Source organism: uncultured Microbulbifer sp. (assembly GCF_913055755.1).
Taxonomy (GTDB): domain Bacteria; phylum Pseudomonadota; class Gammaproteobacteria; order Pseudomonadales; family Cellvibrionaceae; genus Microbulbifer.
In genome coordinates this window covers 75,090-93,187 of record NZ_CAJXKH010000002.1, presented here as the reverse complement: position 1 = coordinate 93,187, position 18,098 = coordinate 75,090, and the positions used below count along the sequence as shown (strand labels likewise).

General features: G+C 59.5%; 15 protein-coding genes. 10 read left to right on the top strand and 5 right to left on the bottom strand.

Annotated elements, in window-relative coordinates:
- Positions 1-303: 303 nt before the first annotated feature.
- A complete protein-coding gene (locus tag QZ511_RS00940) occupies positions 304-960 on the bottom strand; it encodes a TetR family transcriptional regulator (protein WP_295797605.1) in 657 nt (218 codons plus the stop codon).
- A gap of 333 nt (positions 961-1,293) precedes the next feature.
- Between QZ511_RS00940 and QZ511_RS00935 the strand changes: the two genes are divergently transcribed.
- The 3 genes from QZ511_RS00935 (at position 1,294) to QZ511_RS00925 (ending at position 6,675) form a co-directional block, all read left to right on the top strand.
- Entirely contained in the window at positions 1,294-2,508 is a 1,215-nt protein-coding gene (locus QZ511_RS00935) for an efflux RND transporter periplasmic adaptor subunit (protein WP_295797603.1), read from the top strand.
- A 6-nt stretch (positions 2,509-2,514) separates the two neighbouring features.
- Entirely contained in the window at positions 2,515-5,700 is a 3,186-nt protein-coding gene (locus QZ511_RS00930; RefSeq protein ID WP_295797601.1) for an efflux RND transporter permease subunit, read from the top strand.
- A 156-nt stretch (positions 5,701-5,856) separates the two neighbouring features.
- Complete coding sequence (locus QZ511_RS00925) at positions 5,857-6,675, top strand: TOBE domain-containing protein (RefSeq protein ID WP_295797598.1); 819 nt, start codon at positions 5,857-5,859, stop codon at positions 6,673-6,675.
- An 8-nt stretch (positions 6,676-6,683) separates the two neighbouring features.
- Here QZ511_RS00925 and modC read toward each other — a convergent pair whose 3' ends face one another.
- From modC to modA, 3 genes are read right to left on the bottom strand one after another with little or no spacing between them, the layout of a single operon-like run.
- Positions 6,684-7,832 (bottom strand): molybdenum ABC transporter ATP-binding protein, encoded by a 1,149-nt coding sequence (gene modC / locus QZ511_RS00920; RefSeq protein WP_295797595.1) that lies wholly within the window; start codon positions 7,830-7,832, stop codon positions 6,684-6,686.
- The gene (gene modB / locus QZ511_RS00915) at positions 7,822-8,514 is read right to left on the bottom strand and encodes a molybdate ABC transporter permease subunit (RefSeq protein WP_295797698.1); all 693 of its coding nucleotides are present in this window, start codon (positions 8,512-8,514) and stop codon (positions 7,822-7,824) included. Before modB ends, modC begins: the two co-directional genes overlap by 11 nt.
- Positions 8,514-9,344, bottom strand: coding sequence for a molybdate ABC transporter substrate-binding protein (gene modA / locus QZ511_RS00910; RefSeq protein WP_295797592.1), 831 nt, complete (start codon positions 9,342-9,344; stop codon positions 8,514-8,516). Before modA ends, modB begins: the two co-directional genes overlap by 1 nt.
- 271 nt (positions 9,345-9,615) lie before the next feature.
- Here modA and QZ511_RS00905 point away from each other — a divergent pair, with 271 nt between their 5' ends.
- Positions 9,616-10,275, top strand: coding sequence for an RNA polymerase factor sigma-70 (locus QZ511_RS00905; RefSeq protein WP_295797589.1), 660 nt, complete (start codon positions 9,616-9,618; stop codon positions 10,273-10,275).
- Positions 10,272-10,505, top strand: coding sequence for a zf-HC2 domain-containing protein (locus QZ511_RS00900; RefSeq protein ID WP_295797586.1), 234 nt, complete (start codon positions 10,272-10,274; stop codon positions 10,503-10,505). Before QZ511_RS00905 ends, QZ511_RS00900 begins: the two co-directional genes overlap by 4 nt.
- A gap of 22 nt (positions 10,506-10,527) precedes the next feature.
- Here the strand turns inward: QZ511_RS00900 and QZ511_RS00895 are convergent, their stop codons facing one another.
- The gene (locus tag QZ511_RS00895; protein ID WP_295797583.1) at positions 10,528-11,370 is read right to left on the bottom strand and encodes a mechanosensitive ion channel family protein; all 843 of its coding nucleotides are present in this window, start codon (positions 11,368-11,370) and stop codon (positions 10,528-10,530) included.
- Positions 11,371-11,586: 216 nt separating this feature from the next.
- Between QZ511_RS00895 and QZ511_RS00890 the strand changes: the two genes are divergently transcribed.
- The 5 genes from QZ511_RS00890 (at position 11,587) to QZ511_RS00870 (ending at position 18,097) form a co-directional block, all read left to right on the top strand.
- Entirely contained in the window at positions 11,587-11,982 is a 396-nt protein-coding gene (locus tag QZ511_RS00890) for a hypothetical protein (protein WP_295797579.1), read from the top strand.
- Positions 11,983-12,048: 66 nt separating this feature from the next.
- On the top strand, positions 12,049-13,353 hold the full coding sequence (locus QZ511_RS00885; protein ID WP_295797576.1) for a TolC family protein: 1,305 nt from the start codon (positions 12,049-12,051) through the stop codon (positions 13,351-13,353).
- A 15-nt stretch (positions 13,354-13,368) separates the two neighbouring features.
- Complete coding sequence (locus QZ511_RS00880) at positions 13,369-14,286, top strand: efflux RND transporter periplasmic adaptor subunit (protein ID WP_295797573.1); 918 nt, start codon at positions 13,369-13,371, stop codon at positions 14,284-14,286.
- A 12-nt stretch (positions 14,287-14,298) separates the two neighbouring features.
- Entirely contained in the window at positions 14,299-17,472 is a 3,174-nt protein-coding gene (locus QZ511_RS00875; protein WP_295797571.1) for a CusA/CzcA family heavy metal efflux RND transporter, read from the top strand.
- 127 nt (positions 17,473-17,599) lie between these two features.
- A complete protein-coding gene (locus QZ511_RS00870) occupies positions 17,600-18,097 on the top strand; it encodes an acyl-CoA thioesterase (protein ID WP_295797569.1) in 498 nt (165 codons plus the stop codon).
- The last annotated feature ends 1 nt before the right edge of the window (position 18,098 follow it).

Here is an 18,098-nt window from a genome sequence, read left to right as displayed (position 1 = left end):
AGTGGCGACTTATAGCTTAGGACAAGTATAAAGGCTGAAAGCTCCGAAAGGCATGAAATGCTTCCGTTACAAGGTGAAAGGTGCCCCTGCCAAGCTATTGTGAGGGATGATTTTTCCGTCAACCTACAGTAGGTGAACAAAATTTCTACAGTTTTTAACGGCTTGCTGTCGTGACACTCGAACGGACGGGGTTCAGGAGGCTGAAAACCGTTCTAATCGGATGAAGCGAGCCGCAGGTGCGGCAGGGTCAAGCGCGTCGTTACTGTGCGGACGTAAAATCCCGGTAACACACTTGGGTGATGATCAGGCAGAAGCTGGTGCCTGCAGCGTACCGCTCCGCTTCAGGTGTGGCGACGACTGCAACATTTCCAGCAGGGCATCCACTTGCCTGGTGCCCACCTCAACCAGGTCGTAAGCGGGGTTGATCAGCCAGTCGTTCAACAGCCCGATGACGCTGCCGTGCAGGATGGGCACGGCGATATTCGGGTCGAGATCTTCTGGTAGTTGCCCGGCTGTGATTGCAGCCTCCACCAGCTTGCGCAGGCGCCGGTCGCCTTCGGCGTGGCTCTCGGTGCAACGTTTGAGAATTTCGCCGTTTTCGGTGACCAATTCACAGCGCATCAGAATGATTTCGAACACACGGCGGTATTGCTCGTCGTTCATTACTTCCCGGAACAGGAACAGGGAGCGCTTGCGCAGCTCGCCCAGGGGATCGCAACCGCCATGCAGGGGCGCCTGGCACAGGGATTCATCCGGGAGCTGGATGCGGTCGGTAAGGGCGATAAACAGGTCGGCCTTGTTCTGGAAGTGGCCGTATACCGCCCCCCGGGTAACACCAGCGAGTTCGGCAATTTCGGTAAGGGAAGGGCGGGAAACGCCGCGCTTGTGGAACACTTCGATTGCCGCATCCAGGATGCGCTCCCGTGTTTCCAAAGCATCTTCTTTACGCCGTCTGGCCATGGTCTGTACCTGAAATCTGTTTTCGCCGCGTCGCGCGGTGGGTGGTATGCAAGTGGTGTCCGGCAGCCGGGCTGCGGCCTCCACAATGCTTTGTTGCAATGGTGGCGTCCATCTCATCCCATAGTTTGTGCGCACATTCTAATTCATATTCAAGCGTGAATAAATATTGATATTCATGCATGAATGTATTTAAATCACCTCAACAGAAAGTCAGGTTAGTCCTGGCGAAGATTTACTCGGTATGCTGACCCTTCAGTCGCACATCAGTTTTCACCTTCTCGGCTGGCGCTTTGACCGTTAGCGCAATTCCCCGACCCGCTCAAAGAGGTTGTCATGTTGCAGAAAAAGAAATCCCTGGTTCCCGGCAGTCTGCTGCTGGCTGCATTGCTGTTGTCCGCCTGTGGCGACAAGCAGCAGCAGATGCAGGGACCGACCCCCGAGGTCACGGTGGTGACTCTTGAGAGTCAACCGGTGACCCTTACTCGTCAGCTGCCGGGGCGCACCAATCCATTCAAGGTTGCCGAGGTGCGCCCTCAGGTAAATGGTGTGGTCCGGGAGCAGCTGTTCAAGGAAGGCGGCCTGGTGGAGGCCGGGGAGGCGCTGTACCAGCTGGATGATCGCCGTTACGAGGCGAATTACGACAGCGCAAAGGCGAGCCTGGCCCGCGCGGAAGCGCAGCTCAAGATATCCAAACTCAATGCAGACCGGTCCGCTGAACTGGTAAAGACCGGTGCTGTGAGCAAGCAGGAATACGATACCGCAATTGCCTCACTGCAACAGGCGAAGGCCGACGTGGCGGCAGCCAGGGCGACGGTACAGGGCAGCAAGGTGGAGCTGGATTTTGCCCGCATCAGCTCACCGATCTCCGGTCGTATTGGTATTTCTGCGGTAACGCAGGGGGCGCTGGTCACCGCAAACCAGTCCGAGGCGCTGGCCACGGTGCAGCAGCTGGACCCAATCTACGTGGACTTGACCCAGTCGGTGAGCGAAATGCTGTCCCTGCGCAAGGCGCTGGCGGCGGGCACCATGGAAAAGACCGACGACCTGCCGGTGACCATTCTGCTGGAAGACGGCAGCCCTTATCCCCACGCTGGCAAACTCGCATTCTCTGAAGTGAGTGTCGATCCGACCACCGGCAGTGTGCGTCTGCGTGTGGTGGTTCCCAATCCGGACCACGTACTGCTGCCGGGCATGTATGTACGCGCCTCCGTTGGCAGCGGCCAGCGGGAAAATGCAATTCTGGTGCCGCAGCAGGGCATCGCACGGGATCCCAAAGGGAATACCACCGCAATGGTGGTGGGCGAGGGCAACACCGTGGAAGTGCGCCCGGTACAGGTTTCCCAGACTGTGGGCAGCGCCTGGCTGGTGGAAAGTGGTCTGAAAGCGGGTGATCGCGTGATTGTGGAAGGCCTGCAGAAGGTCCGCCCGGGTGCGGTGGTCAATGCTGGTGAGGCAGCGGCACCCGCCGCGGTGGACCTGCCGGCACCGAGCCAGACCGCAGAATCCAGCAACAGCAGTACGCAAGACGGCGACGCCAACAAGGGGTAACAGTTCATGGCAGGTTTCTTTATTGATCGCCCGATTTTTGCCTGGGTGATTGCCATCGTCGTGATGCTGTTCGGCGGCCTTGCGATTACCAAGCTGCCGGTGGAGCGCTATCCCGATATTGCGCCGCCAGTGGTGTCCATCAGTGCGGCCTATCCCGGCGCCTCCGCCAAGGTGATCGAGGACTCGGTTACCCAGGTGATCGAGCAGAACATGAAGGGGCTGGACGGCCTCCTGTACATGTCGGCTACCAGTCAGTCTACCGGCAGTGCCGAAGTCACCCTGACCTTCGCCACCGGTACCGACCCGGATATCGCCCAGGTGCAGGTGCAGAACAAATTGCAGCTGGCGCTGCCGCTGTTGCCGGAAATCGTCCAGCGCCAGGGCCTGACCGTTGGTAAAGGCCGCGCCGGCTTTCTGATGGTGCTGGGCTTCGTCTCCACCGATGGCGGGATGAAAAAAGAGGATATCGCGGATTACGTGGTGTCCAACCTGGTCGATCCGCTCAGCCGCGTTCCCGGTGTCGGCGGGGTGCAGGTCTTCGGCTCCAAGTACGCCATGCGTATCTGGCTGGACCCGAACAAACTCGACGCCTACAAGGTAACGCCGACGGATATTATTGCGGCGGTAAATAACCAGAACCAGCAGGTGGCCATCGGCAGTCTCGGCGGAACGCCGGCAATCGACGGCCAGCAGCTCAACGCGAGTATTACCGCGCAGAGCCGTATGCAGACTCCGGAAGAGTTTCGCAATGTGATCCTGCGGGCAAATCCCGACGGGTCGATGCTGAAGCTCGGCGATGTGGCGCGGGTGGAAATGGGTACAGAAAGCTATGATTTCCTGACCCGCTACAACCGCTCACCGGCATCCGGTGTGGCGATTTCGCTGGCGACCGGTGCCAATGCGCTGGCAACCTCGGAAGCGGTGAAAGCCAAGCTTGCGGAATTGAGCCCCAATTTCCCTACCGGACTGAAAAGTGTGGTGCCGTTCGACACCACGCCGTTTGTGGAAGTGTCCATCAAGGGCGTGCTGCAGACGCTGGTGGAGGCGGTCATCCTGGTTTTCCTGGTGATGCTGCTGTTCCTGCAGAACCTGCGTGCGACCATCATCCCCACCATTGCGGTACCGGTGGTACTGCTCGGCACCTTTGGTGTGCTGGCTCTGCTCGGTTTTTCCGTGAATATGCTCACCATGTTTGCCATGGTGCTCGCGATCGGTCTGCTGGTGGACGACGCTATCGTGGTGGTGGAAAACGTGGAGCGGGTGATGCACGAGGAAAACCTCTCGCCCAGGGAAGCCACCAAAAAATCCATGAAACAGATAACCGGCGCACTCGTGGGCATCGGTGTGGTGCTGTCCGCGGTGTTCGTGCCCATGGCGTTTATGGATGGCTCTACCGGGGTAATCTATCGCCAGTTCTCCGCCACCATTGTTGCGGCCATGGCGTTCTCGGTCCTCGTCGCCATCGTGCTGACGCCGGCGCTGTGTGCCACCATGCTGAAGCCCGGGTCCCACGGGAGTCAGAAAGGTTTCTTTGGCTGGTTCAACCGCAACTTTGACCGCAGTGCGGCCTCCTACCAGCGCGGGGTGCGCGGCATCCTCGCCCGCAGCGGCCGCTTTATGCTGCTGTTTGTGGTGCTTGCCGCAGTGATGGTGTTCCTGTTCGTGCGTTCCCCCAGTTCCTTCCTGCCGGAAGAGGACCAGGGTGTGCTGTTTTCCCTGATTCAGACACCGGTGGGGGCAACCCAGGAGCGCACCATGGAATCGGTGCAGAAAGTGGAAGACCACTTCCTCAACAATGAAAGTGCGCTGGTTGAGTCGGTGTTCTCGGTACAGGGCTTCAGTTTTGCCGGTAGTGGCCAGAACAATGCCATGGCATTCATCAAACTGAAGGACTGGGATGAGCGCGAGGAGGAGTCCGAGCAGGCCAAGTCGGTCGCCATGCGCGGTATGGGTGCCCTGAGCCGGATCAAGGATGCGATCGCCTACGCCTTCTCACCGCCGGCACTGCCGGAACTGGGCACCTCTGCCGGTTTCGCCATGTACCTGCAGGACAACGCCAACCACGGACACGAAGCGCTGATCAACGCGCGCAACCAGCTGCTGGGTATGGCGGCGCAGAGCCCGCTGCTGACCGGTGTGCGCCCCAATGGCCAGGAAGATACGCCGCAGTTCAAGTTGAAAGTGAACAACGCCAAAGCGTCCGCGCTCGGCGTGTCCATCGGCAGTATCAACAGCACCCTCGGTGTTGCCTGGGGCGGCCAGTATATCGACGACTTTATTGACCGCGGTCGTATCAAGCGCGTGTACATGCAGGCGGATGCGCCGTTCCGCATGAACCCGGAAGACTTCCGCCTGTGGTCGGTGCGCAACAACAACGGTGAAATGGTACCGGTTTCGTCCTTCGCCACTTTTGACTGGGAATACGGCTCACCGCGCCTGGAACGCTACAACGGCGTACCCGCGGTGCAGATCCAGGGGCAGGGCGCCCCCGGCGTGAGCTCCGGTGATGCAATGGCGGAAATGGAACGCCTGGTGAGCCAGTTGCCGGCTGGTTTCGGCCTGGAGTGGACCGCGCTGTCTTATCAAGAGCAGCAGGCCGGTTCCCAGACGACGCTGTTGTATGCGCTATCGATCCTGATCGTGTTCCTGTGCCTGGCCGCACTGTACGAAAGCTGGACCGTACCCACCGCAGTACTGCTGGTGGCGCCGCTGGGTATTCTCGGCGCAGTGCTGGCGAGCAACCTGCGCGGCTTCGAGCGCGACATCTACTTCCAGGTGGCGATGCTCACTACCGTGGGTCTCACCAGCAAGAACGCGATCCTGATCGTGGAGTTCGCCAAGCAGAACCTCGAAGCGGGCATGGAGCTGGTACAGGCCACCATGACCGCGGTGCGCGACCGCCTGCGCCCGATTGTCATGACCTCGCTGGCGTTCGGCCTCGGCGTACTGCCGCTGGCCATTGCCGCCGGCGCCGGTTCCGGCGCTCAGCAGGCCATCGGTACCGGTGTGCTGGGCGGCATGATTGTCGGCACGCTGTTGGGTATTTTCTTCATTCCGCTGTTCTTTGTTGTGGTGCAGCGGCTGTTCGGGGGCAAGCGTGCCTCCGCCCAGGAAGACGTTGTGTTTGCGGAGTCACCGGCCGTCGAGGCAAAAGGTGAAGTCCGCAGGGTAGCGTCGACAGACCCGGCGTAATCCGGAACCCTGTCTGTCACAGCAACCAGTCAGTTACAACCGTCTGTAAACCTTGGCCGGGTGATGCGCAAGCAGCCCGGCCTTTTTTATGTGCGCTTGTAGCCGGACAGTGACAACCGCTAGACTTTTGACTCCGAAACCCATGCGGATTGATTTATGCCGGATTCTTCCCTCAAACCTCGGCGCGACAGCCGGCTGCAGGGCAGTGTGTCGTTTACGGGCGGCGGCAAGGCGTCGTTCGCCGCTGCGCAGGCGCAGTTGCTCCGCGCCATTGGCGAGTGCGGCTCCATTTCCGCCGCGGCCAAGGCGGTCGGCATCAGCTACAAAACCGCATGGGACCGGATCGATGCCATGAACAACCTTTCCTCCGCGCCGCTGGTGGTGCGCAGTGCCGGTGGCACACAAGGCGGAGGCACCGCACTGACGGAACTGGGGCAAAAGGTTTTATGGGGGTTTTCCGCACTGGAAGAGGAACACGCACTGTTTCTGCAACGGATCGGGCGCAGGGTGCGGGAATTTTCCGATATCGCAGATTTTGTCGGGGCAGGAACCATGAATACCAGTGCACGCAACCAGTTTCGCGGCGAGATAACAGCCGTCAAGCCCGGCGCGGTCAACGCGGAAGTCATTCTGGATATCGGCACCGATCAGCCACTGGCAGCGATTATCACCAACGACAGCGTGGATGCACTGGGTTTGCAGCCCGGCGCAATTGCGGTCGCGCTCATCAAGGCCTCCTGGGTCATCCTCGCGAAAGGCGATGCGCTGAAAACCAGTGCCCGCAATCAGTTGCGCGGACAGGTAAGCAGAATTGAATCCGGTGCGGTGAACAGTGATGTAACCATCGCCATTGGCCCGGGAAAATCCATCAGTGCCATCATTACCAATGAGAGTGTGAAAGAACTGACATTGGCCGTTGGCGACGAAGCCTGTGCCCTGTTCAAGGCGTCCAGTGTGATCCTGATGGTGGACTGACGGGGTTTTCAGCGCACGATGGCAACGGACTTGATTTGCGCCCACAGCTCGCTTCCAGTATCCAGTGCTAACTGGTGCTGCGAACGGCGGGTGATACGGGCGATCAGGCTGGTCGCGGCGGCGCGCCGGGAATCGTCTCCGTGTAGAAGCTGCAGCTGTACCAGCACCATTGCCGGGTCGCGGTCCGCCCGGATCTCCTGAACCCGTACTGGCAACCGGTTGAGAATACTGGATTCGCTGTTTACATCCCGTGTAAGGCTGATATCCCGCGCCAGTATGCGTACGCGGATAGATTCACCCAGCGCTTCTCCACTGTCCCGCAGCCAGAGGTCGCCGCCGTCAAACTGTGCCCGCTGCAAGTGCCATCGAGAGTCCCGTTCGGCAATGTTCGCCTCCAGCACTACCCCCAGATCGTCACCCAGTTGTACCGGGAAGTCGGTACGCGAAAGTAATTCCGGGGCAGGGCCGCTGCTGACAATTCTGCCGTTTTCCATCAACAGCAGATGATCCGCCAACCGCGCAATCTCTTCCACTGAATGGCTGACGTAGAGAATCGGGATATCCAGGGTCCGGTGCAGGGTTTCCAGGTACGGTAGGATTTCGCGCTTGCGCATCTGATCCAGTGCCGCCAGGGGCTCATCCATCAGTAGCAACCGGGGTTTGATCAGCAGCGCGCGGGCGATAGCGATACGCTGTTGCTCACCGCCGGACAGCGCCGCCGGGTATTGCGCTAGCAGATGGCCGACGCCCATCAGTTCGACAACCCGGCGGTACTCCTGCACGGAGACTTTTTCGCGGGCGCGCTTGCGCGCGAATTCCAGGTTGCCGCCGGCGCTGAGGTGGGGAAACAGGCTCGGTTGCTGGAATACAAATCCCAGGGGCCGCCGGTGAACCGGCAGGGTATTGCGGCGGTTGCCCGGCGCCTGCCAGACCTCGCCGTTGACGCTGAGGCTGCCATTGTCACAGCGCTGTAGTCCCGCAATGCAGCGCAGCAGCGTGGTCTTGCCACAGCCGGAAGCGCCGAAAATCCCGCTGATCCCGCTGCCGGGAAGATCCAGTTTTACGTCGAGGGCAAAGTGGTCAGAACCGCCGTTGCGGGAGAGAGGCAGGTGAAAGTGGCCGCTTATCCGGCGGCTCGATTCCGCACTAGGTGCCATAGCGCATCCCCGCGGCAGCTTTGCGATGTTGCAGCAGGTACAGCAACAGCAGCACAACAAACGAGAACCCGATCATCGCGGCGGAAAGCCAGTGCGCCTGGGTGTATTCGAGAGCCTCCACATGGTCGTAGATCTGCACCGAGACCACGCGGGTTTCCCCGGGAATATTGCCGCCGATCATCAACACCACCCCGAATTCCCCCACGGTATGGGCAAAGCCCAGAACTGAAGCAGTGAGAATACCGGGCTTAGCCAGCGGCAGGGTAACGTGCCAGAAACGGTCCCAGGGGCCCGCGCGCAAGGTGGCAGCCACTTCCGACGGGCGCCCGCCCTGGGCCTCGATCGCATTCTGAATGGGCTGCACCACAAACGGCAGCGAATAGAGCAGTGAGGCTATCACCAAACCCCAGAAGGTGAAGGGCAGGGTGCCGAGCCCCAGGGCTTCGGTCAGCCGACCCATGGGGCCACTTGGCCCCATAAATACCAGCAGGTAGAAACCGAGCACCGTAGGGGGCAGCACCAGCGGCAGCGCGACCACTGCACTGACCGGCCCCTTGAAAAACGAACGGGTTTTCGCCAGCCACAATGCCAGCGGCGTGCCCAGAATCAGTAGCAGTAGGGTGACCGTAGTTGCCAGCCGCAGCGTCAGCCAGATGGCGGTAAGGTCGGCATCACTCAGCATCACTCAGCATCACCACTCTGGGAAGATTTCTCCGGCAGCTGCGCAACGATACCGTAGCCGTAGGACTCGATAATCTTGCGCGCCTCAGGCCCCTGGATAAAGCGCCAGAATTCTCGCAATACCGACTGCTTTTCCGCGCTTTTCAGTATCACGGCATCCTGGCGGATCGGGTTGTAGAGCTCTTCCGGTACCACCCATGCGGATCCTTGAGATACCCGGCCGTCACGCAGTATCTGTGACAATGCAACGAACCCGAGTTCGGCGTTCCCACTGGCGACAAATTGGTAGGTCTGGGCAATGTTTTCGCCGAATACCCAGCGGCTGCGGTTTTGTTCCGCCAGCTGCAAATTCTGCAGTACCTCCAGTGCCGCGGCACCGTACGGCGCGAGTTTCGGGTTGGCAAGGGCGAGCCGGTTGAATTTGCCCTGTTTCAATACCTTCCCTTGATCGTCCACATAATCTGGCTGCCTCGACCAGAGCGCGAGTTTGCCCTCGGCGTAGGTAAAGCGACTGTCGCCATTCGCCAGCCCGAGTTCAACCAGGCGCGCGGGTTTACTCTGGTCCGCGGAAAAGAACGCCTGATAGGGCGCGCCGTGACTGATCTGCGCGAATATCTTGCCGGAGGAGCCAAAAACCAGTGCTACCCGGTGGTCGCTTTGGGCCTCGAAGCGGGCGGCAATTTCCCGCATTGGCGCGGTGAAGTTTGAGGCGACGGCGATGGTCAGCTCTTCTGCCCGGACAAAGCTGGTCGGTAGCAATAGCGCCAGAAGCGGGAGCAGTCTCCACATCATCGCCAGAGGTTTTGGCTGCAGGATGCAACGCATGTTCATTACCAGGGTTCGGCTTTTACTCCCGCAAGACCTGCTCTCGGGGCTGCGACATTTATGCGCTATATAGTTGGGTATATAGCGCGTTTTTGCAAGTCGGGGTTGATAGTGCTTACCGATTCTTCTCGCTGTCCCTGTCGCATTTGGCCGCAAAGCGCTGGTTCTGTGGCTGCAGCGCTAAATCCGCCCGCCTGGTGTAAGATTCGCAGCGGCTTGCGCTACTAACGTAGTGTAATCCGGAAATATCCGCCGTATCCGAGATGAGATTCGAGTCATGCCCGACGACGCCGTTACCGCACAGAAAAGCCAGGGTGGCGAAGTTCCGCTGGAATCACTGCAGGATCCGCACTTTTTGCAGAATCTGCGCCAGCAGATGGTGAAATTCGCCCGTCTGCAGTTGCGGGATGAGGACCTGGCGGAAGACGCAGTACAGGAAGCGCTGGCGGGCGCGCTTAAAAATGCGGATTCCTTTGCCCGGCAATCGGCACTGCGTACCTGGGTCTTTTCCATTCTCAAATACAAAATCGCGGATGCATTGCGCCACCGCCAGCGGGTCATTGCCAGCAGTGAATTGGGCGATGACGAGCACCGTGAGCAGGCGTTTATGGATGCCCTGTTCAAGACTAATGGGCACTGGCATAAAGCCGAGCGCCCCACCAGCTGGTCCGGCCCCCAGGGCGGGGTGCAGAGTGAACATTTCTGGCGCGTCTTCGATGCCTGCCTGAACGGGCTGCCGGAAAAGCAGGCGCGGGTATTTATGATGCGTGAGTTCATCGAGCTGGAGTCCGAGGAGATCTGCTCGCAACTGGATCTCACTACCAGCAATCTGTATGTAATCCTCTACCGGGCGCGAATGCGCCTGCGGAAATGTCTTGAAAGCAGCTGGTTTTCGCCCGATGAGCGCAAGACCCTGAGGAAGGAGGGGCGCAAATGATGGATTGTAAAAAGGCTACGCGCCTGGCTTCAGAGTCACAGGAGCGCAAACTGAAAACCGGTGAGAAGCTTGAGTTGAAACTGCACCTGGCGATCTGTTCCGGTTGCCGAAACTTTGCCCACCAGGTGGGTATCTTGCGCGGACTGGCGAGGGACTATGCACGGGGAGAAGAGAAGGCTCCGCCACAAGATCAACCGCAAGACGCCGGCAAAAGCAGCCCGGAAGAGTAGGGCTGCTTACTGATACATCGATCTAGGAAACTGGGTCACCCGAAGTCTTGCCGTACCAGAAGTGGTAGAAGTCTTCGGTCACCTTCTGTTCGATGTTGGTGGCATCTTCCCGCGGGCAGAACAGGGTGACGGTGAGCACATCGTGCCCCAGTTCGTTGGTGGAGATACAGATCTTCGGCTCGGTACTGGCCAGTTCCACACCCATGCGGTTTTCAATCAGCTTGCAGTAGCGTTCCGCTACTTCTTTGAATGAATCGCAGTGCTCTCGCACCCGCTCTTCAATGTACGCCTTGGCGATAAACGGGTTGCCGCCCTTGTTCTCGCGCACGATGGAGAAATTGTGCTCGATATAGCGCCGCATGAAGTTGTAATTTTTTACCGGCTGGGAAAAGAACACGCTGTTGGGTACATACAGGGTGGTACCGGTATAGCCATTGCCCAAGCCATGGGGGTCGATTTCCAGTAGGGTGGTGCTGAGCCAGTTGTTGTCGATCACCTCGCCGAACTGCTCGCCGATCTTTACCCAGTCACCGATGGTGAACGAGCGCATGCTGGCCTGGTAAATTCCCCCAACCAGACACTGCACCACATCCCGCAGGGCAATCACGATGGCCACGGAGAAGGCCGCAATGGACAGGGCGAAGTCGCGCAGCTCGGAACCCCAGATCGCAAACAGGCCGATCACCATCAGCAGGTTGCCGGCATTGTGCACCATATGCACCCGGCGACGGATATCCTGCCGAGACCAGCTGGATTTACGAAACAGGGTAGTGAGCAGAATACGTACCAGTATCAGCCCCGATACCAGAATCAGGCTGAGTACGAACTTGTGTTGAATCAGGGTGTGGAGCAACTCGGTGGGCATGGGCAATCCAGCTAATACAGTGCCTTGGACCGGTGACTACCGGCGAGAGGAAGGATAGTAGCATTAGAGGGCAAATTGAACCTTTGTGTGAAGATCACGTCTCAGAACCGGATGCAGACAGCGGTCAAACCTTCCCCCTGGAGGAATTGGAAAGCCGGCGTTCAGTCTGATACATTCACCACACCTGAATCGAGTAAATGGGTATCGGTACCTGCCGTGAACGTTTTGCGCCTGAGCTATTTGCTGATCGCACTGCTGTTATTCCAGACCGCAGTGGCGTTTTACGATAGCCACGAGGAAGTTCAGGACATCAGTACCCACGTGTCGCCACACCACCTCGACAGTGAGGATGAGTCGAACGACACTGCGAATCCCGACCCAGTATCCCCTCAGCAGCCGTCATTTGTGAAAGCAGATTTTTCCGCTGACGGGCCCGACCTCGATTTCTGCCACCACTGCTGTCACTGTCACGGCTGTGGTTTCGCCGGTGTGCCCGGCGATCATCTCCCGTCGCTGGCGTATGGTGCCGGTATCCACGCGGGGCCGCAGAATCCCCCGAATCCAAGTCGCTATCTCAAAGCCCTTTACCGCCCTCCCATTTTCCCGGCCTGAGTCTCTGACCCTGTGGGCACAGCTTTCCTGTACCCGCTTCCCTGAGATGTGACCCGGGAGAACCCCATGATGTATTACTGTGCGCGCTTTATCGGCGCGCCGAATCGCCGTGCGCTGGTTGCGGTGACACTGCTGTTCTGCCTGATGCTATTGCTGGCGCAGGACACAATTGCCCGATCGTCAAGATTGCTTACCCTGGCAGAAGCCATACAGCACACTCTGGCGCAAAATCCACGACTGGCGGTGTACCGCCTGCGCGATAGTGCACTGGTGGGCGAGGCGCAGTCGGCAGCGTTGCGGCCGCCGGCATACCTCGGTGCCGAACTGGAAAACTTTGCCGGCACCAACGGTGCGGAAGCGGCGGAGCTGACGGTTTCCCTGTCATCGGTGATCGAACTGGGCGGCAAACGGGAGGCCCGTATAAGCCGGGTCGAAGCTGCGCGGGCGCTGCTGATGGCGGAAGAACAGGCGGAAGCGCTGACCCTGATGGGAGAAGTGCTGCGCCGCTATACCGATGTACTTGCGGCCAAAGAGCGTCTGGCGCTGGCGGACGACGCTGTGTCGCTTGCGCGGGAGACACTCTCTGCGGTAGACCGCCGGGTGGATGCCGCCGCGGCGCCAAAATCAGAACGGCTGCGGGCGCAGGCGGCACTGGCCGAGGCCCGCCTTTCCTTGCAATCCGAATCGCGTCAGTTGCAGGTGCGCAAACGCGCACTGGCGACCCTGTGGGGTAGTCCGGACGACGACTTCTACGTCGACAGTGCCGCGCTCTACAAACTGCCTCCTATCGCCGGTTTCGAAGAACTTTATGCCGCGGCGGAACACAACCCCGCGATCGCGAAGTTTGCATCAAAGGAGCGTTTGCGGGCGGCGGAATTGCGGCTGGTGGAAACCCAGTCGAGCCTGGACCTGGCCTGGTCTGTAGGGCTGCGCCAGTCCCGTGAACTGGACGAAACGACACTGGTGGCGGGCGTTGAAGTGCCGTTGTTTTCGGACCGGCGCAATGCCGGTGCCAGAGTGGCCGCTGAGGCGGAGCGCGCGCAGGTGGCGCTGGAGCGCGAAACCGCATTGCTACAACTCAACACACAATTGTTCCGCGCTGTCAGCGGCAGGGAGCAGGCTGTGACCACGGTGAACGTCCTCCAACAATCCATTGTTCCCGCGCTCGAATCCGCCCTCGCCGAAGTCGAGCGGGCCTATCGGCGCGGGCGCTATTCGTACCTGGAGTGGATTGCCGCCCGGGATGAACTGTTACAGGCCCGGCGGGCACGTATCGATGCCGCCCGCGCCGCATTGCGCTTCGGTGCCGATATTGAGCAGCTGACCGCGGCCCCGGCGCTGCCGATGTCGGCGCCCTCGGACAGCAAATAGAATTTGAGAAATACCATGAAAAAGATTTTGAGATATGCCGGAGCGGCAGCACTGGCCCTGGCGGTACAGATTGCGCAGGCCTACGGAGCAGAGACCCAGGCAAAAACTCCCTCTGACCACCAGGATACGCATGAGGTACGCATTCCGGAAAAAACCGCACGGGAGGCGGGTATCGAAACAGCGGTGGCGGGCCCCGGGGATGTCCGGCGCAGCGTGACTTTGTATGGAAAAACTGCGGCAGATCACAGCGCTATTGCACATCTCCGTGCCCGGTATCCGGGGCCGGTAGTCTCCGTTCAAGTAAAACTCGGCGATCAGGTGCAAAAGGGGCAGCAGCTCGCGGTAATCGAGTCCAATGACAGTCTGCAGCGCTATTCACTGCTCGCGCCCATCAGCGGACAGATCATCGACAAGGCGGCCAGCGCGGGAGAGTACAGCGGTGACCGCGAGCTTTTTACCATCGCCAACTATGACGAGCTGTGGGTGGAGCTGCAGGTGTTCGCCGGCCACCGGCCGGAAATTACACGCGGTCAAAGGGTGCGAATAAGCGCGGGAAATCTCCAGGTGGATTCCAGCATCGCCAGTCTTGCGCCGGCCGCTAGCGGCCAGCCATATGCCATCGCCCGGGTGGCGCTGGACAACCGCGACAACCAGTGGACCACGGACATGATGGTGCAGGGGGATGTGGTTGTGGGGGCGTTTGCGGCGCCGGTTGTGGTCGACAACCGCGCGTTGCAGCCACTGCGGGGCGCGACGGTAGTGTTCGTGAAAAACGGTGATCGCTACCGGGCGCAAAGTGTAGAGCTTGGCCGTCGAGGCCGCACGGTTACCGAGATCGTCAGTGGGCTCAACGCAGGGGAACGCTATGTCACTGCAAATAGTTACCTGATCAAGGCAGATATCGAAAAGTCCGGTGCCGGACACCATCACTGAGGGAGGCTTGCAATGATTGAATCCATTTTGCGCCTTTCGATCGAGCGGCGCTACCTGGTGCTGTCACTGACACTGGTGCTGATCGGCATCGGTATCTGGAGTTACCAGCGACTTTCCATCGATGCGGTACCGGATATCACCAACGTACAGGTACAGATCAATACCAAAGCGCCCGGGTATTCGCCGCTGGAGGTCGAACAGCGTATTACCTATCCGGTGGAGACCGCACTGTCCGGGCTGCCAAAGCTGGCGTACACCCGGTCGCTTTCCCGCTACGGGCTGTCGCAGGTTACTGTGGTGTTCGAGGAGGGCACCGACCTCTATTTTGCCCGCAACCTGATCAATACCCGGCTTGCCGTGATCAAGGGTGCCTTGCCGCCGGGCCTGGAGCCGGAAATGGGCCCTCTGGCGACCGGTCTCGGGGAAATATTCATGTACACCGTGGAAGCATTGCCCGGTGCTCGCGGGCCTGATGGCAAGCTCTACGACGCAATGGCCTTGCGCGAAATCCAGGACTGGATAATCAAACCGCAGCTCTCGTTGGTGCGCGGCGTCACCGAGCTGAATACGATCGGTGGATACAACAAGCAATACCACGTGACACCCGATCCGCAGAAAATGCTCAACTTCGGGATTTCCATGGCGGATGTTGCGGAGGCCCTGCGGCGCAACAATACCAACCGCGGAGCGGGTTTCGTTGAGCGCGATGGCCGGCAACTGCTGGTTCGTTCCCCTGGACAGCTCGAAAAGATCGAGCAGATAGACAATGTCGTGGTCACCAACCGCGGCGGAGTGCCGGTGAAAATACGTGATATTGCGGAAGTCGCCATCGGCAAGGAACTGCGTACTGGCGCAGCGACCAGGGATGGCCGGGAAACCGTACTCGGTACGGCCATGATGCTGGTGGGTGAAAACTCCCGCGCGGTGGCCAGGAATGTTGCCAACGCTTTGCAACAGGTGCAGGGATCACTGCCGCCGGGTGTCAGGGTTGAAGCCGTCTACGACCGCACCACACTGGTGGACAAGGCCATCGCGACTGTGCAGAAAAACCTGTTAGAAGGCGCGTTGCTGGTGATTGCGGTGCTTTTCCTGTTACTGGGAAACTTGCGCGCAGCCATCATCACCGCGGCGGTAATACCGCTGGCGATGCTGGCAACGATTTTCGGCATGGTAAAAACCGGAGTGTCCGCCAATCTTATGAGCCTCGGCGCGCTGGACTTCGGGCTGATAGTGGACGGCGCGGTCATCGTGGTGGAAAACGCGATTCGCCGGCTGGGAGAGGCACAGCGTACGAGGCAGGCACCGCTGCCGCTGGATGAGCGGCTCGACCTTGTATTCAGGGCAACCAATGAGGTAATCCGCCCGAGCCTGTTCGGTGTGCTGATCATTACCGTGGTGTACATCCCGCTATTCACCCTTACGGGGGTGGAGGGCAAAATGTTCCACCCGATGGCGATAACCGTGGTAATGGCTCTGCTGTCTGCGCTGGTGCTATCGCTCACTGTGGTACCTGCAGCGGTGGCAATCTTTCTTACCGGCAAGATCAGTGAACGGGAAAACCGCGCAATCACTGCGGCCAAATCCCTGTATCGCCCCCTGCTGCTTGCGGCGTTAAAAGTGCGCTGGCTGTTGCTGTCGGGTGCGTTTGCGCTGGTACTGTTTTGCAGTTGGCTCGCCACGACCCTAGGTACCGAGTTTATTCCGCAACTGAACGAGGGAGATATTGCCCTGCACGCACTGCGCATTCCCGGCACCGGGCTCGAGCAGGCGGTGGAAATGCAGGCGCTACTCGAAAAGAAACTTGCCGAATTTCCCCAGGTCGACAAGGTGTTCGCCAAGACCGGTACCCCGGAAGTGGCTACCGACCCGATGCCGCCGAATGTCACTGACAATTTTTTGATCCTGAAGCCCCGCGAGCAGTGGCCGGATCCAGGGCTCCCGAAAGCGGAGCTGGTGGCGCAAATTGAACAGGCGGTAAGTCAATTGCCCGGCAACAACTACGAGTTCACACAGCCGATTCAGATGCGTTTCAACGAACTGATTTCCGGGGTGCGCGCAGATCTCGGCATCAAGATTTTTGGCGATAACCTGGACCAGCTGGTGGCCTCGGCCGGAAAAATACTCGCGGTGCTGCAAACCATAGAGGGAGTCGCCGATGCGCGGATGGAGCAGGTGGAGGGATTGCCGGTGCTGCAGGTTGTACCCCGGCGCACGGCACTGGCCCGCTATGGTCTGGATGTCGACTCGTTGCAGGAGCTGGTGGCAACCGCAATTGGCGGTGCTTCCGTTGGACTGATCTACGAGGGCGACCGGCGTTTTGAACTGGTGCTGCGCCTGCCGGAAACATTGCGCCGGGATATCGATGGCCTTAAGGATCTGCCGGTCCCCTTGCCCGATGGCAGCCAGCTCGGCCGCTATGTACCGCTGTCTGAGGTGGCGCGGCTGGAGTTTGTGCCAGCTCCCAACCAGGTCAGCCGGGAAAATGGCAAGCGCCGGATAGTGGTCACCGCCAATGTGCGGGAGAGGGACCTGGGCTCGTTCGTCGATGAGGCGCGCAGGCGAATCGCAGAAGAGGCACCACTACCGCCGGGTTACTGGCTGGATTATGGCGGCACCTTTGAGCAGCTGGAGTCCGCGAGCAAGCGGTTGTCACTGGTGGTACCGCTGACACTGGCAATCATCCTGGGACTGCTGGTAATGGCTTTCGGCTCACTCAAGGATGCGCTGATCATCTTTACCGGGGTGCCGCTGGCACTGACCGGTGGCGTTCTGGCGCTGTGGTTGCGGGATATGCCGCTGTCTATTTCCGCCGGCGTCGGCTTTATTGCACTGTCCGGTGTGGCAGTATTGAACGGCCTGGTAATGCTGTCGTTTATCCGCCAGTTACGGCAGGAGGGAAGTGCACTGATTGCTGCGATCATCGATGGCGCCATGACCCGGTTACGCCCGGTGTTGATGACGGCGCTGGTGGCAAGCCTGGGCTTTGTGCCGATGGCGCTGAATACCGGCACTGGCGCCGAGGTACAGAGACCGCTGGCCACCGTGGTGATAGGAGGAATCCTGTCTTCCACACTGCTGACGCTGTTCGTGCTACCGATACTGTATCGGATCGTGCATCGGGGCGAAGAGTCCGCGCCAGCGGATTTCACGGCTGATGACTCACCGGCTTCTTACCAAGTTGAATGACCAGTAGCCGAGAGCGATTCACGATTATTTGCCGCTTTGTGTACGGAAATTGCAGCGGCTGAAGTTAGGCGGGGCAAAGCGGGTCCCGCCGGACCTGATGTTACCGTACGGATAAGGAACCTGAGTTATGGATACTCCTGATCACCAGCTGCGAATGAGTGTTTTGATGACGCCGGATATGGCCAACTTTACCGGCAAGGTACACGGCGGCGAGCTGTTGTCCTATCTGGATAAAGTGGCCTACGCCTGCGGGAGCCGCTATGCCGGGACCTACGTGGTCACCATGTCGGTGGATCGGGTATTGTTTCGACAGCCGATCAATGTGGGTGAACTGGTGACCTTCCTGGCGTCGGTCAACTATACCGGCAATACTTCCCTGGAAGTGGGGATCAAGGTGGTGACCGAAGACATTCGCAACAAGGTCGTGCGTCACACCAATAGTTGCTACTTCACCATGGTGGCGGTGGGTGACGAGGGGCGCCCGGTCCCGGTGCCAAAACTGGTACCGAAAACCGAGGTGGAAAAACAGCGCTTTGAAGCGGCAGTACTGCGGCGCAAACTGCAGCAGCAACAGGAGGCCGCACACGAAGCTATCAAGGCCAGGGTGCGCGGTGTGCCGGCCTGAT